14 protein-coding genes are annotated in these 14867 nt (G+C 53.0%); 6 read left to right on the top strand and 8 right to left on the bottom strand.

Going from position 1 to position 14867, the window contains the following annotated elements:
• Positions 1-63 precede the first annotated feature (63 nt).
• The 8 genes from prmA to FDX19_RS09200 form a co-directional block, all read right to left on the bottom strand.
• On the bottom strand, positions 64-945 hold the full coding sequence (gene prmA, locus FDX19_RS09235; protein WP_137382467.1) for a 50S ribosomal protein L11 methyltransferase: 882 nt from the start codon (positions 943-945) through the stop codon (positions 64-66).
• 11 nt (positions 946-956) lie between these two features.
• A complete protein-coding gene (panF, locus tag FDX19_RS09230; RefSeq protein ID WP_137382466.1) occupies positions 957-2408 on the bottom strand; it encodes a sodium/pantothenate symporter in 1452 nt (483 codons plus the stop codon).
• Positions 2398-2640 carry a YhdT family protein gene (locus tag FDX19_RS09225; RefSeq protein WP_016154721.1) on the bottom strand — a complete coding sequence of 81 codons (243 nt, stop codon included), beginning with the start codon at positions 2638-2640 and terminating at the stop codon, positions 2398-2400. Before FDX19_RS09225 ends, panF begins: the two co-directional genes overlap by 11 nt.
• 107 nt (positions 2641-2747) lie before the next feature.
• Positions 2748-4097, bottom strand: a complete 1350-nt coding sequence (accC, locus tag FDX19_RS09220; protein ID WP_137382465.1) for an acetyl-CoA carboxylase biotin carboxylase subunit — start codon at positions 4095-4097, stop codon at positions 2748-2750.
• 10 nt (positions 4098-4107) lie between these two features.
• The gene (gene accB, locus FDX19_RS09215; protein WP_005121378.1) at positions 4108-4578 is read right to left on the bottom strand and encodes an acetyl-CoA carboxylase biotin carboxyl carrier protein; all 471 of its coding nucleotides are present in this window, start codon (positions 4576-4578) and stop codon (positions 4108-4110) included.
• A 392-nt stretch (positions 4579-4970) separates the two neighbouring features.
• Positions 4971-5570, bottom strand: coding sequence for a protein-methionine-sulfoxide reductase heme-binding subunit MsrQ (msrQ, locus tag FDX19_RS09210; protein WP_137382464.1), 600 nt, complete (start codon positions 5568-5570; stop codon positions 4971-4973).
• Positions 5571-6575 carry a protein-methionine-sulfoxide reductase catalytic subunit MsrP gene (gene msrP, locus FDX19_RS09205; protein ID WP_137382463.1) on the bottom strand — a complete coding sequence of 335 codons (1005 nt, stop codon included), beginning with the start codon at positions 6573-6575 and terminating at the stop codon, positions 5571-5573.
• Positions 6576-6695: 120 nt separating this feature from the next.
• Positions 6696-7670, bottom strand: a complete 975-nt coding sequence (locus FDX19_RS09200) for an MDR family oxidoreductase (protein WP_137382462.1) — start codon at positions 7668-7670, stop codon at positions 6696-6698.
• Positions 7671-7895: 225 nt separating this feature from the next.
• On the opposite strand from FDX19_RS09200, the gene csrD reads away from it, so the two are divergent.
• The 6 genes from csrD (at position 7896) to rng (ending at position 14821) form a co-directional block, all read left to right on the top strand.
• The gene (gene csrD / locus FDX19_RS09195) at positions 7896-9836 is read left to right on the top strand and encodes an RNase E specificity factor CsrD (RefSeq protein WP_137382461.1); all 1941 of its coding nucleotides are present in this window, start codon (positions 7896-7898) and stop codon (positions 9834-9836) included.
• A gap of 306 nt (positions 9837-10142) precedes the next feature.
• Positions 10143-11186: a rod shape-determining protein MreB gene (gene mreB / locus FDX19_RS09190; protein WP_000913396.1), complete on the top strand. Its 1044-nt coding sequence runs from the start codon at positions 10143-10145 to the stop codon at positions 11184-11186.
• A 63-nt stretch (positions 11187-11249) separates the two neighbouring features.
• Positions 11250-12272 (top strand): rod shape-determining protein MreC, encoded by a 1023-nt coding sequence (mreC, locus tag FDX19_RS09185; RefSeq protein ID WP_040234170.1) that lies wholly within the window; start codon positions 11250-11252, stop codon positions 12270-12272.
• Positions 12273-12761, top strand: coding sequence for a rod shape-determining protein MreD (gene mreD, locus FDX19_RS09180; protein WP_137382460.1), 489 nt, complete (start codon positions 12273-12275; stop codon positions 12759-12761).
• 7 nt (positions 12762-12768) lie between these two features.
• Complete coding sequence (locus FDX19_RS09175) at positions 12769-13362, top strand: nucleoside triphosphate pyrophosphatase (RefSeq protein WP_137382459.1); 594 nt, start codon at positions 12769-12771, stop codon at positions 13360-13362.
• Positions 13352-14821, top strand: a complete 1470-nt coding sequence (gene rng / locus FDX19_RS09170; protein WP_003828822.1) for a ribonuclease G — start codon at positions 13352-13354, stop codon at positions 14819-14821. Before FDX19_RS09175 ends, rng begins: the two co-directional genes overlap by 11 nt.
• Positions 14822-14867 lie beyond the last annotated feature (46 nt).

Raw genomic sequence — 14867 nt, 5'->3', positions numbered from 1 at the left:
AGCTTTTGCGGGGGAGGTACAAAAAAAGGAAAACGTGGCCTACAGAGAGGCCACGAGAAAGGACTATTTTTTCTTGCCGGTAATACGGCACCACTCTTCTTTCTCGATAACCGGATCGAGCGTAAAGAGATCGGCATAGGCTTCGCAAACGCTTTCCGCCTGGCTGGCCAGAATCCCCGAAAGCCCCAGCAAACCGCCTTCAACAGGCAGGACGCTGATTAACGGCGCCAGTTCACGTAATGGGCCAGCCAGGATGTTGGCGACCACCACATCGGCCTTCATCGCTTCTGGCTGGTCTTTCGGCAGGTACAGTTCCAGGCGGTCAGATACGCCATTACGCTGGGCGTTATCGCGGCTTGCCTGAATGGCCTGCGGATCGATATCGACACCAATTGCTTTTGCAGCGCCGAGTTTCAGCGCTGCAATTGCCAGGATGCCGGAGCCGCAGCCAAAGTCGATAACCGTTTTACCGTTAAGGTCGAGACCATCGAGCCATTGCAGGCACAGAGAGGTCGTAGGATGAGTGCCTGTGCCAAACGCCAGACCCGGGTCCAGCATCACGTTGACGGCGTTCTCATCCGGGACATCACGCCAGCTTGGGCAAATCCACAGACGTTCACCAAAGCGCATCGGGTGGAAGTTGTCCATCCATTCGCGTTCCCAGTCTTTATCTTCAAGCTGTTCGATTTTATGCACGAAGCCTTCGCCCAGCAGCGGATGCTGTTCCAGAATCGCAACCACTCCTTTCATGTCGGTTTCGGCATCGAACAGACCAATGACATCGGTATCGCCCCACAGGCGGGTTTCGCCCGGCAGAGGCTCGAACACCGGCGTATCATGCGTGTCCTGGAAAGTGATGGAAACAGCGCCTGCTTCCATCAGTGCATCACTTAACTCTTCTGCGTTCGCACCCGTTGTGTTCAGTTTCAGTTGGATCCATGGCATGGCAAAACTCTTTATTTATCAGTAGTCAATATGGCAGCTTGCGGGACGGTAGAACCGAAACGGTTTCCGACCAGGAAAGCCAGCAAACTTATCAGCAACGAGGGCACGATTGGATGGAAGCCCAGGTACTGAACGTTAAAGGTAGCAAGTACGGCATACAACACGCCGCCGACAATCATGGCGCTCAATGCGCCTGCGGCGTTCGCCCGCTCCCAGTACAGGCCCAGCACCAGTGGCCAAAGGAAGACCGCTTCCAGCCCGCCAAACGCCAGCAGGTTGAGCCAGATAATCATCTCTGGCGGTTTCCAGGCGGCCAGCAGCAGTAACGCGCCCAGCAGCAAGGTGATCACAGCGGACATACGCTTCAGACGTGTTTCATTTTTCAGTTGTTCCGGGCGCATGTTCAGATAAAGATCTTTAATGATCGTAGCGGAACTTTGCAGCAATTGGGCATTGATCGTTGACATGATCGCGGCCATCGGCGCGGCCAGGAAGATCCCGGCGGCAAACGGCGGTAACACTTTTACCATCAGCGTCGGGATCACCAGATCCGGTACCGTCAGGTCAGGGATCACCGCACGTCCCAACGCGCCCGCCAGATGCATGCCAAACATCAGGATTGCCACCACGATAGTGCCGATGATAATCCCACGGTGTACCGCTTTACTGTCTTTATAGGAGATGCAGCGTACCGCCGTATGCGGCAGTCCAATCACGCCAAAGCACACCAGCACCCAGAACGATGTCATAAATGTGGGTGACAAAATGTCATCTGCGCCTTGTGGTGATACCAGTTTAGGATCGATGGTTTGCAGGGTTTCAACCGCATGGCTAAGGCCACCGGCAGCGTGAACGACGCCTACCAGCAGGACTATCGTGCCAATCAGCATCACCATGCCCTGCATCGTGTCGTTCAGTACGCTGGCGCGGAATCCGCCAAACGCCGTGTAGAGCGCAATACTGACGCCAAAGATCAGCAGGCCAGTTTCGTAAGGAATACCCGCAGCCGTTTCCAGCAAACGTGCGCCGCCGATGAACTGTACCGTCATCGCCCCAACGAAGGCGACCAGCAGGCTAAGGCTCGCCAGCCAGACCAGTAACCGGCTTTGATAGCGGGCAAACAGCATATCGTTGAGGGTTACGGCATTATAGCGTCGCGCCAGAATAGCGAATTTCTTACCGAGAATACCCAGCGAAAGCCAGACGGCGGGTAGCTGGATCATCGCCAGCAGCACCCAGCCCAGCCCGTATTTGTATGCCGCACCGGGACCACCAATAAAGGAGCTTGCGCTAATGTAGGTTGCGGTTAGCGTCATGGCCAATACGACCCCGCCCATCGAGCGGCTGCCGAGGAAATATTCATTCAGGAAAGTGCCGGTCGTGCGCTTTCTCATGGCGTAAACCGAGAGACCGAACACCACCAGAAGATAGGCAACCAGCGGCAAAATCACTTCAAGCTGCATCGTCATCCTCCAGCGGAATGTCGCGATAGATAAACTTCACCATCGCCCAGCACAGTACTATGAAAACCAGCGGCGTAAGCAGGCAGGCCATTTCGAACCAGTGCGGTAAGCCGGTAAAACCCAGCGTTGAATCTGGTAAGTAAGCGGCCACCAACCATGTGGCAAGATATAAAAGGGTCAGCCACAGCGCCCAGCGCGCCTCTTTATGGGCCTGAACAAAACGAGCGTCCATTTTTTGTCCCTTGTGGATAAAGAAAGCGGGGATTGTACCCTATGGCACGTATGGGAGGGGAGAAAAACAAAAGGCCGGAATTTCCGGCCTTTTCGGTTAACGCGTGCTTACTTTTCCTGAAGTCCGAGCTTTTTCTCCAGATAGTGGATGTTGGTTCCACCGTGCTGGAAGTGCTCGTCATTCATGATGCGGATCTGCAGATCAACGTTGGTTTTGATGCCGTCGATGATCAGTTCCTGCAACGCGTTTTTCATACGGGCGATTGCTACATCACGGTTTTCACCGTAGCAAATCAGCTTACCGATCATTGAGTCATAGTACGGAGGTACAGTGTAGCCTGCGTAAATATGAGACTCCCAACGCACACCAAAGCCGCCCGGCGCGTGGAAACGCGTGATTTTGCCCGGGCTTGGCAGGAAGGTGTTCGGGTCTTCGGCGTTGATACGGCATTCTACCGCATGGCCTTTAACCACAACTTCGTCCTGCTTGATGGACAGCGGCTGTCCAGCAGCGATACGCAGCTGTTCTTTGATCAGGTCAACGCCAGTGATCATCTCAGTGACCGGGTGTTCAACCTGAATACGGGTATTCATCTCAATGAAGTAGAACTCGCCGTTTTCGAACAGGAACTCGAAAGTACCCGCCCCGCGATAGCCGATATCAACACACGCTTTGGCGCAACGCTCGCCGATATAGCGACGCAGTTCCGGGGTGATACCCGGCGCAGGTGCTTCTTCGACGACTTTCTGGTGACGACGCTGCATGGAGCAGTCACGTTCAGCCAGATAAATCGCGTTACCCTGACCGTCTGCCAGCACCTGAATTTCGATGTGGCGTGGGTTTTCCAGGTATTTCTCCATGTAGACCATGTCGTTGCTGAAAGCGGCTTTCGCTTCCGCTTTGGTCATGGAGATGGATTGCGCCAGTTCAGCATCGCTGCGCACGACGCGCATACCGCGACCGCCGCCGCCGCCGGAGGCTTTGATGATTACCGGATAGCCGATGCGTTTGGCATGCGCGCGGTTAGCGTCCATGTCGTCGCCCAGCGGGCCGTCAGAGCCTGGAACGGTCGGTACGCCAGCTTTCTTCATCGCAGTAATCGCGGACACTTTGTCACCCATCAGACGGATAGTGTCGGCTTTCGGGCCGATGAAGATAAAACCAGAGCGTTCTACCTGTTCAGCGAAGTTGGCGTTCTCAGAGAGGAAGCCATAACCCGGGTGGATTGCCACTGCGCCGGTGATTTCAGCGGCGCTAATGATAGCCGGGATGTTCAGATAGCTTTTTACGGACGGAGCCGGGCCAATACAGACCGTCTCATCCGCCAGCAATACGTGTTTTAAATCGCGATCCGCGCTTGAGTGCACCGCGACAGTCTTGATGCCCAGTTCTTTACAGGCACGAAGAATACGCAGGGCAATCTCACCACGGTTAGCGATGACAATTTTATCCAACATGTTCGCCTCGTTATTCGATGACGACCAGCGGCTCGTCAAATTCTACCGGTTGACCGCTTTCTACCAGAATCGCTTTCACTACGCCGGATTTGTCGGCTTCGATCTGGTTCATCATTTTCATGGCTTCAACGATGCACAGGGTATCGCCCGCATTCACTTTCTGGCCGATTTCGATGAATGCTTTCGCATCCGGGCTCGGGGTGCGGTAGAACGTACCAACCATTGGGGAGCGTACGATGTGACCACTGATTTCCGCTGCTGCCGGCGCTTCCATACTTGGAGTAGCAGTCTGTGCAACAGCGTTAGACAGAGCTGGCTGCTGCATCACTGGTGCAGCATAAGCCTGTTGCATCATTGGAAAACTTGCAGCTGGCGCCGCACGGCTGATGCGTACAGACTCTTCGCCTTCAGAAATTTCCAGTTCGGAGATGCCTGATTCTTCAACCAGCTCGATCAGTTTTTTAATCTTACGAATATCCATGAGTGGGTTCCGTACTCTTTGTTTAGTGAGATTGTGACAAGCGTTTTACCGCCGTCTGTATAGCATTTTTATAACAGTGAGTGACAAGATGCCACGCATCTCAGGCATTGCACTGGGTGCGGTTGCCTTTAAGTGAGATTGCCAGACTTGTTAGTCATTGTGCGGCTATCTTCTGCCATTTTCGGGTAAAAGACAAAATATACCTTCAATATGCGATTGTCACCCTTTCTGCGCTGTAAAAACGCTACCGGGGATAGCAAGGTCGCACATTATAACGATTTCGTAGCAATTGGCAGCTAAATACTGGTCTTATCAGGGAAGATAATCAACCGCTGGCATGTAAAGAACATGGGTTCGTCCGTGTTTTGCAACGTACTGCACATATCGTGAAACTACCGCCACCACTGGCGAAACTTCTTATAGCGGCAGGCTAACAGTAGCGCTGCAAGTGCGGCATAAATAATCGGTTGCGGGGAGATAATTTTTACCGACCACAGATAATGTATGGGTGCCAGGATCGCCACAAGATAGACGAAGTTGTGCAGATACTGCCAGTTTTTACCCAGCTTTCGCTGCGCCGACTGCGTGGATGTTAATGTGAGGGCGAATAATATGACCCAGCTGACAATGCCCAGCATCAAATAAGGTCGCGTGATTAATTCCCGTCCTAACAGCGCCAGATTATTAATACCCAACTCGAGGAGTGCATAGCTGGTTAAATGTAACGTCGCCCAGGCGAAACACCATAGCCCTAACAGGCGGCGAGTGCGTATCAATAATGGCTGTTTAGCGTAGCGCGCCAACGGCGCGACCAGCAAGGTAGCCAGTAAGAATTTCAGAGCTGTCCGACCGGTAAAGTGCTGAATGTCTTTGACCGGATCGGCGCTCAGTCCCCCATGATTTACCGCCCAAAATAGCCAGAGAAACGGTAAAAGTCCGGCAAGGTGCAGGCAAACTTTCAGCCAGGTAATCTGTTTTGCCGTCAGGCGCACTTAAAAATTCTCCCGCAGATCGAGACCCCGGTACAGGGAAGCAACTTCCTTTGCATAACCGTTAAACAGCAACGTGGGCTGGCGCTGTACATCCAGTATGCCGCCTGCGCCGATGAAGCGTTCAGTCGCTTGTGACCAGCGGGGATGATCGACATGAGGATTCACATTGGCATAAAAACCGTATTCATCGGACGCTGCCATATTCCAGGTGGTTGGCGGGCGTTCACGCGTCAGTTTAATACTGACGATCGACTTAATGCCTTTAAACCCGTATTTCCATGGCACCGTTAAGCGGATAGGGGCACCATTTTGTGGCGGAAGTGCCTTGCCATACACGCCCACGGTAAGCAGCGTGAGCGGATGCATGGCCTCATCCAGACGCAGCCCTTCAACATAAGGATATTTTAACCCGCCGCCAATAAAGCGATCTTTCTGTCCCGGCATCTCTTCGGGGGCGTAGCGTGTTTCGAACGCGACATATTTTGCATTGCTGGTGGGTTCAACCAGCGCTAACAGCTTATGTAAAGGAAAACCAATCCACGGTACGACCATCGACCAGGCTTCAACACAGCGCATTCGATATATACGTTCTTCCAGTGGGAAGCGGGTGGTTAAGTCATCATGATCGAGCGTCAACGGTTTAGTGACTTCACCGCTGATTTTCAGCGTCCAGGGATCGGTTTTCAGACTGCCGGCATTGGCTGCAGGATCGGCTTTGTCGAGGCCGAACTCGTAGAAGTTGTTATAGCCAGAAACTTTATCTTCTGGTGTTAAAGGAAGCGTATTTTGCCAGGCTGCCGGCTTGGTGAAATCAAGGGGTTTACCGGCAGGCGCGGGTGGACGGTCATTGCCTTTAAACCAGCTCAGAAGATCGGCCTCGGCAGAAAAGGGCAAAGACAACGCGGCGGCGCTGATACCCAGCGCTTTCAACACCTGGCGGCGCTGCATAAAAAAAGCCGACTCGTCAGTGACGTCGGCTTCTGTAAATGGACGAAATTTCTTCATAACAGACTCCCGGCTTACGCGTCATAACTGACAGGGGACGCGTAGTTAATATGGCAGGGAGTCTGGAGATATGCCGCGAAATTTCGTTAATTAAATGTAAATTTGTATCTGCGAATTGTTTTATTTCACCTTCACCAGCGTGCGGCCCTGCACCTGGTTATTGATGATGGCATCGGCGAACTTCGGTGCATCGGCAAGCGTGATTTCTGTCGCTGCCTGGGTATAGAACGACTCTGGCAGGTCGTTAACCAGACGTTGCCAGGCCTGTGCACGACGAGCCGGAGGCGTCATCACGGAATCGACGCCCTGTAAGCGCACGTTGCGCAGAATAAACGGCATTACCGTGGTGGGTAGCGCAAAACCGCCAGCCAGTCCACAGGCGGCAACACAACCGCCATAGTTCATCTGCGCCAGTACTTTTGCCAGCACTTTGTCGCCAACGGTATCAATGGCGCCTGCCCACAGTTGCTTTTCCAGCGGACGAGATTCAGCAAACTCATCACGACCCAGAATGCGGTTGGCACCCAGGCTTTTCAGGTAATCGTGGGTGCTTTCGCGGCCCGATACAGCCGCAACCTGGTAACCCAGTTTGTGCAGCAGCGCAACGGCAGTACTGCCTACGCCACCGCTGGCACCGGTGACGACGATTTCGCCGTCTTCCGGGCGGACACCGGCATCTTCAAGCGCCATGACGCACAGCATCGCGGTAAAACCGGCGGTGCCAATGACCATGGCTTTGCGACCGTCCAGTCCTTTTGGCAGCGCAACCAGCCAATCGCCTTTCACACGAGCGCGTTCGGCCAGCCCACCCCAATGATTCTCACCCACGCCCCATCCGGTCAGTAAGACTTCCTGACCTGCATGAAAACGAGGATCTTCACTTGTGCGTACGGTACCGGCGAAATCGATGCCAGGAATCATCGGAAAATTGCGGATAATTTTACCCTTTCCGGTGATGGCGAGGGCATCTTTATAGTTCAGGCTCGACCAGTGAACATCCACCGTCACATCGCCTTCAGGTAGCTGATTTTCGTCGAGGGGTTGAACGGATGCGAGGGTTTTTCCGTCCTGCTGTTCTAAGATCAAAGCCTGCATAACCTGTCCTCAATTCATATAGTGGATTGGAAAATTATCTGTGAAGACTATACTCGCTAATTAAAACATGATGCCGATTCTGCGCAATAAATTGCCAGATATACCTGATTTGGTAGTATGCCCACATTGTTTGTGTAAATTGACGGATTTCGCGTTCAGTTTTGCATTTTCGTGTCGCTTTTTCACTTTCACACCGGATTCATTACTGTCGGAGTTAACACAAGGATGCGATTAACGACGAAATTTTCAGCCTTTGTCACGCTGCTTACCGGGTTAACGATTTTCGTGACGCTGATAGGTTGCTCGCTGAGTTTCTATAACGCTATTCAATATAAGTTCACCACCCGAGTTCAGGCGGTGGCGACGGCGATCGATACCCATCTGGTCACCCGGGATGTTGTGTCCTTAACGCCGCAAATTGATGAATTGATGATTTCGGTTGATATCGTGCGTATCGAGCTGCTACAGGGCGAAAACGTGGTGTATGACCACTCCCGCACCAGTAGCTACCGCCCGGCGGGGACGAACAATCTGTATCGTGACATCACCGTCCCGCTGGTCAAACATCCGGGGATGTCGCTGCGCATGGTTTACCAGGATCCGATGGGCAACTATTTCCATTCGTTGATGACCACGGCACCGCTCACGCTATCGATAGGCTTTATCATCCTGATGCTGTTTTTGTCGGTGCGCTGGCTTCAGCGTCAACTTTCCGGACAGGAACTGCTGGAGATTCGTTCAACGCGCATTCTGAATGGCGAACGTGGACCGAACGTGCGGGGAACGGTCTATGAGTGGCCAGCGCGTACCAGTAGTGCGCTCGACATGCTACTGACCGAAATTCAAAATGCTCGTGAGCAACGCAGCAGGCTGGATACGCTAATTCGCTCCTATGTCGCGCAGGATACAAAAACGGGGCTGAGCAACCGCTTGTTCTTTGATAACCAACTGGCGACGCTGCTGGAAGATCAGGAAAAAGTCGGCTCGCATGGTGTGGTGATGATGGTTCGTCTGCCGGACTTTACGCTGCTACGCGAGAGCTGGGGCATTACCCAGGCGGAAGAACAAATCTCAACGCTGATCAATTTGTTGTCGACTTTTATGACCCGCTATCCGGGCGCGTTGCTGGCGCGCTACCACCGTAGCGATTTTGCTATCCTACTGCCACACCGCACATTGAAAGAGGCGGAAAGCATAGCCGGGCAATTATTAAAAGCGGTAGATGCGCTTCCGGCTAATAAAATGATCGATCGTGCCGATATGGTTCATATCGGCATTTGTGTCTGTCGCAGCGGTCAATCGACTGAACAAGTTATGGATCACGCCGAAGCGGCCACCCGGAATTCAGTATTGCAGGGCGGAAACAGCTGGTCGGTGTATGACGACTCTCTGCCGGAAAAAGGTCGGGGCAATGTGCGCTGGCGAACGCTGATTGAGCAGATGCTCAGTCGGGGCGGACCGCGAATTTATCAAAAACCTGCCGTAACGCGTGAAGGGCGGGTGCACCATCGCGAGCTTATGTGCCGTATTTTCGATGGCAATGAAGAGGTCATCTCGGCGGAATATATGCCGATGGTGCTGCAGTTTGGTCTGGCGGAAGAGTATGACCGTCTGCAGTTAAGCCGTCTCATCCTGCTGTTGGGTTACTGGCCGCAGGAAAATCTGGCGATGCAGACGACGGTTGAATCGCTCATTCGCCCACGTTTTCAGCGTTGGCTGCGAGATACGCTGATGCAGTGCGAAAAATCGCTACGTAAACGCATAATTATTGAACTTGCTGAGGCAGATGTTTGTCAACACATCAGCCGGTTACAACCGGTTATCCGATTGATGGATGCGCTTGGCGTACGTATCGCCGTTACGCAGGCCGGTTTAACGTTGGTGAGTACCAGCTGGATCAAAGAGCTGAATGTCGAATTGTTGAAGCTTCATCCCAGTCTGGTGAGAAACATTGATAAGCGAACGGAAAATCAGTTGCTGGTTCAGAGCCTGGTAGAGACGTGTACCGGAATGCCAACACAGGTTTATGCCACGGGCGTTCGTTCGCGCAGCGAGTGGCATACCCTGACAGAACGTGGAGTCGCGGGTGGGCAGGGTGATTTTTTTGCCGCATCACAGCCACTTGACACAAACGTGAAAAAATATTCGCAAAGATACTCGGTTTAACCTGCCGTTTAATTTGTTTTCACGTAGAATAACGCGCGCTGTGCCTTCTGGGGGTGTGCTTGTCTGCTCGCCAGGTTGTAACAGCAAACATGCAGGTGAATGACCTTTGACAGGTTGCAAACAAAAGCGAGGACTGCTGCTGAGTTTTTCAGCCCTGATGGACTCAGGCCGGTTTTGTAACAAAGGAAACGAACTGCACTAATTTTCACCGTAGCAGATGATTTTTGCGCCTTGTCGCTGCTGCGTGTGGTTGGTAAAGTAAGCGGATTTTGTTTTCCGCCCCAGCTTTCAGGATTATCCCTTAGTATGTTGAAAAAATTTCGTGGCATGTTTTCCAATGACCTGTCCATTGACCTGGGTACCGCGAATACCCTTATTTATGTAAAAGGACAAGGCATCGTATTGAATGAGCCTTCCGTTGTGGCCATTCGTCAGGATCGTGCCGGTTCGCCGAAAAGCGTGGCTGCAGTAGGTCATGATGCGAAGCAGATGCTGGGTCGTACGCCGGGCAATATCGCTGCAATTCGCCCAATGAAAGACGGCGTTATCGCTGACTTCTTCGTGACTGAAAAAATGCTCCAGCACTTTATCAAACAAGTGCACAGCAACAGCTTTATGCGCCCAAGCCCGCGTGTACTGGTGTGTGTACCGGTTGGAGCAACTCAGGTTGAACGCCGTGCCATCCGTGAATCCGCTCAGGGTGCAGGTGCACGTGAAGTGTTCCTGATCGAAGAGCCGATGGCGGCAGCGATCGGTGCGGGCCTGCCAGTTTCTGAAGCAACCGGCTCAATGGTTGTCGATATCGGTGGTGGTACCACTGAAGTCGCCGTTATCTCTCTGAACGGCGTAGTTTACTCCTCCTCTGTACGTATTGGTGGTGACCGCTTCGACGAAGCCATCATTAATTATGTTCGCCGTAACTACGGCTCTCTGATCGGTGAAGCTACCGCTGAACGTATTAAGCACGAAATCGGCTCTGCTTATCCTGGTGACGAAGTACGCGAGATCGAAGTTCGCGGTCGTAACCTGGCAGAAGGTGTTCCACGTGGCTTTACCCTGAACTCTAACGAGATCCTGGAAGCGCTGCAGGAACCCCTGACCGGTATCGTAAGCGCGGTGATGGTTGCACTGGAACAGTGTCCGCCAGAACTGGCGTCTGACATCTCAGAACGCGGTATGGTCCTGACTGGCGGCGGTGCGCTGCTGCGTAACCTTGACCGTCTGTTAATGGAAGAGACCGGTATTCCAGTTGTTGTTGCCGAAGATCCGCTGACCTGTGTGGCTCGCGGTGGCGGTAAAGCACTGGAAATGATCGATATGCACGGCGGCGACTTGTTCAGCGAAGAGTAATCGGATGCAGGAAGGGTAGCCATAGGTTGCTCTTCCGCTCTGATGCGAGAATACGCATAGACTATGAAGCCAATTTTTAGCCGTGGCCCGTCGCTACAGATTCGCCTTATTCTGGCGGTGCTGGTGGCGCTCGGCGTTATTATTGCCGACAGCCGCCTGGGTACGTTTAGTCAAATCCGAACGTACATGGATACCGCCGTCAGTCCTTTCTACTTTATCTCTAATGGTCCCCGTGAATTACTCGACGGCGTGTCGCAAACGCTGGCTTCTCGTGACCAACTCGAACTTGAAAACCGGGCATTGCGTCAGGAACTGCTGCTGAAAAACAGTGAACTGCTGATGCTGGGGCAATATAAACAGGAGAACGCGCGTTTGCGTGAGCTGCTGGGATCGCCGCTGCGCCAGGACGAACAAAAAATGGTGACGCAGGTCATCTCAACGGTTAACGATCCTTACAGCGATCAGGTTGTGATCGACAAAGGGAGCGTTAACGGCGTCTACGAAGGTCAGCCGGTCATCAGCGATAAAGGCGTAGTGGGCCAGGTCGTTGCAGTGGCAAAACTGACCAGCCGCGTACTGCTGATTTGTGACGCGACGCATGCACTGCCAATCCAGGTATTGCGTAACGATATTCGCGTGATCGCTGCCGGTAACGGCTGCACGGACGATCTTCAGCTCGAACACCTGCCGGCTAATACTGACATTCGCGTTGGCGATGTGCTGGTAACTTCCGGGCTGGGTGGGCGTTTCCCTGAAGGCTATCCAGTCGGTGTCGTTTCCTCTGTGAAGCTGGATACCCAGCGTGCATACACCGTGATTCAGGCGCGTCCGACTGCGGGTTTACAGCGTTTACGTTATCTGCTGCTGCTGTGGGGAGCCGATCGCAATGGCGCTAACCCGATGACGCCGGAAGAAGTGCACCGTGTAGCTAATGAACGTCTGATGCAAATGATGCCGCAAGTCCTGCCGGCACCGGATGCCATGGGGCCGCCTGCGCCAGTTCCTGCTCCGGCGACAGGTGTCACGCCGGTTCCTGCAACAACCACGCCGTCACAACCTGCTCCGCGTAAGCCGGGAGGGCAGTAAGTGGCAAGCATTCGTCACCAGGGACGTTGGGTCATTTGGCTCTCGTTCCTTATTGCATTTCTGCTGCAAGTCATGCCCTGGCCGGACGAGATCCTCGTTTTCCGGCCAAACTGGGTGCTGCTCATTCTGCTGTACTGGATCCTGGCGCTGCCGCATCGCGTAAATGTGGGCACAGGATTTGTCGTGGGTGCCATACTGGATCTCATTAGTGGTTCTACGCTTGGTGTGCGGGCATTGTCGATGAGTATCATTGCTTATCTGGTCGCACTGAAATTCCAGCTCTTCCGTAACCTCGCGCTCTGGCAGCAGGCGCTGGTGGTCATGTTGTTATCACTGGTCGTGGATATTATTGTTTTCTGGGCCGAGTTTTTAGTGATCAACGTCTCTTTCAGACCTGAAGTGTTCTGGAGTAGTGTAGTAAACGGTGTACTTTGGCCATGGCTATTCTTACTGATGCGTAAAGTCCGCCAGCAGTTTGCGGTGCAATAAGGTTGATATGAATACTCTGTATCTTGCTTCAGGTTCCCCACGTCGTCAGGAACTGTTGGCCCAGCTTGGCGTAACATTTGAACGACTGGTTCCTGGAATTGAGGAACAGCGGCACCCGCAGGAAAGCGCCCAGCAGTATGTTGTTCGTCTGGCGCGTGAAAAAGCGCAAGCGGGCGTAGCACTGGCTGAGCGCGATTTACCTGTGCTGGGGGCGGATACCATTGTTATCCTTAATGGCGAAGTGCTGGAAAAACCACATGATGCCGACCATGCAGCCGCGATGTTGCACAAACTGTCAGGCAAAACGCATCAGGTCATGACGGCTGTCGCATTAGCCGATCGCCAGCACAGCCTGGACTGTCTGGTGGTGACGGAAGTGACATTCAGAGCACTAACAGATGAGGACATCGCCGGCTATGTTGCCAGCGGTGAGCCTATGGATAAAGCAGGTGCATACGGTATTCAAGGGTTGGGTGGCTGTTTTGTCAGGAAGATCAATGGCAGCTATCACGCCGTAGTCGGCTTACCGCTGGTAGAAACGTATGAGTTGCTGAGCAATTTTAACGCACTGCGTGAGAAAAGGGATAAACATGACGGCTGAATTGTTGGTAAACGTAACGCCATCGGAAACGCGGGTGGCGTACATTGATGGCGGTATTCTGCAGGAAATTCATATTGAACGTGAGGCGCGACGCGGAATCGTAGGCAATATCTACAAAGGTCGTGTAAGTCGTGTACTTCCGGGTATGCAGGCGGCTTTTGTAGATATTGGGCTGGATAAAGCCGCATTTCTTCACGCATCAGACATCATGCCGCATACCGAATGCGTAGCGGGTGAAGAACAAAAACAGTTCACTGTGCGCGATATCTCCGAACTGGTGCGTCAGGGGCAAGACCTGATGGTACAGGTGGTGAAAGATCCTCTGGGCACGAAGGGCGCACGCCTGACGACGGATATCACGCTTCCTTCTCGTTATCTTGTCTTTATGCCTGGCGCCTCGCACGTGGGGGTTTCTCAGCGAATCGAGAGCGAAACCGAACGCGAACGCCTGAAAAAGGTGGTGGCGGATTACTGCGACGAGCAGGGCGGATTCATCATTCGCACGGCGGCTGAAGGCGTATGTGAAGAAGACCTTGCCTCTGATGCCGCTTACCTTAAGCGCGTCTGGACGAAGGTCATGGAGCGTAAGAAGCGCCCACAAACGCGCTACCAGATGTATGGTGAATTGGCGCTGGCACAGCGCGTTCTGCGTGATTTTGCCGATGCTCAGTTAGACCGAATTCGCGTCGATTCCCGTCTGACTTATGAAGCATTGTTGGAATTTACTGCGGAATATATCCCGGAGATGACCAGCAAGCTGGAACACTATAGTGGACGCCAACCGATTTTCGATCTCTTCGACGTTGAGAATGAAATCCAACGTGCGCTGGAGCGCAAGGTTGAGCTGAAATCCGGTGGTTATTTGATTATCGATCAAACTGAAGCCATGACCACCGTAGATATCAACACGGGTGCATTTGTCGGGCATCGTAATCTCGATGACACTATCTTTAATACTAATATTGAAGCAACGCAGGCCATCGCACGTCAGCTGCGTCTGCGTAATCTGGGCGGCATAATCATTATCGATTTTATCGACATGAATAATGAAGATCACCGCCGCCGGGTGCTGCACTCTCTGGAACAGGCGCTGAGTAAGGATCGCGTAAAAACCAGCATTAACGGTTTTTCACAGCTGGGCCTGGTGGAGATGACGCGTAAGCGCACGCGTGAAAGCGTGGAGCATGTGCTGTGTAACGAGTGCCCAACCTGCCACGGACGTGGCACGGTGAAAACGGTCGAAACCGTCTGCTATGAAATCATGCGTGAAATCGTCCGCGTGCACCATGCTTACGACTCCGATCGTTTCCTGGTGTACGCATCTCCGGCAGTGGCTGAAACCCTGAAAGGGGAAGAGTCGCATGCGCTGGCGGAAGTGGAAATCTTTGTCGGCAAACAGGTCAAAGTACAAGTCGAACCGCTCTATAACCAGGAGCAGTTTGACGTGGTAATGATGTAAATCGTGTAGTGGCACCCGCGCATGTAGGCCGGATAAGGCACAAGCG

Origin of the sequence: Citrobacter sp. wls619 (genome assembly GCF_005281345.1) — a bacterium.
In the GTDB taxonomy this organism is placed as follows: domain Bacteria; phylum Pseudomonadota; class Gammaproteobacteria; order Enterobacterales; family Enterobacteriaceae; genus Citrobacter.
This window is presented reverse-complemented; position numbering and strand designations above follow the sequence as displayed.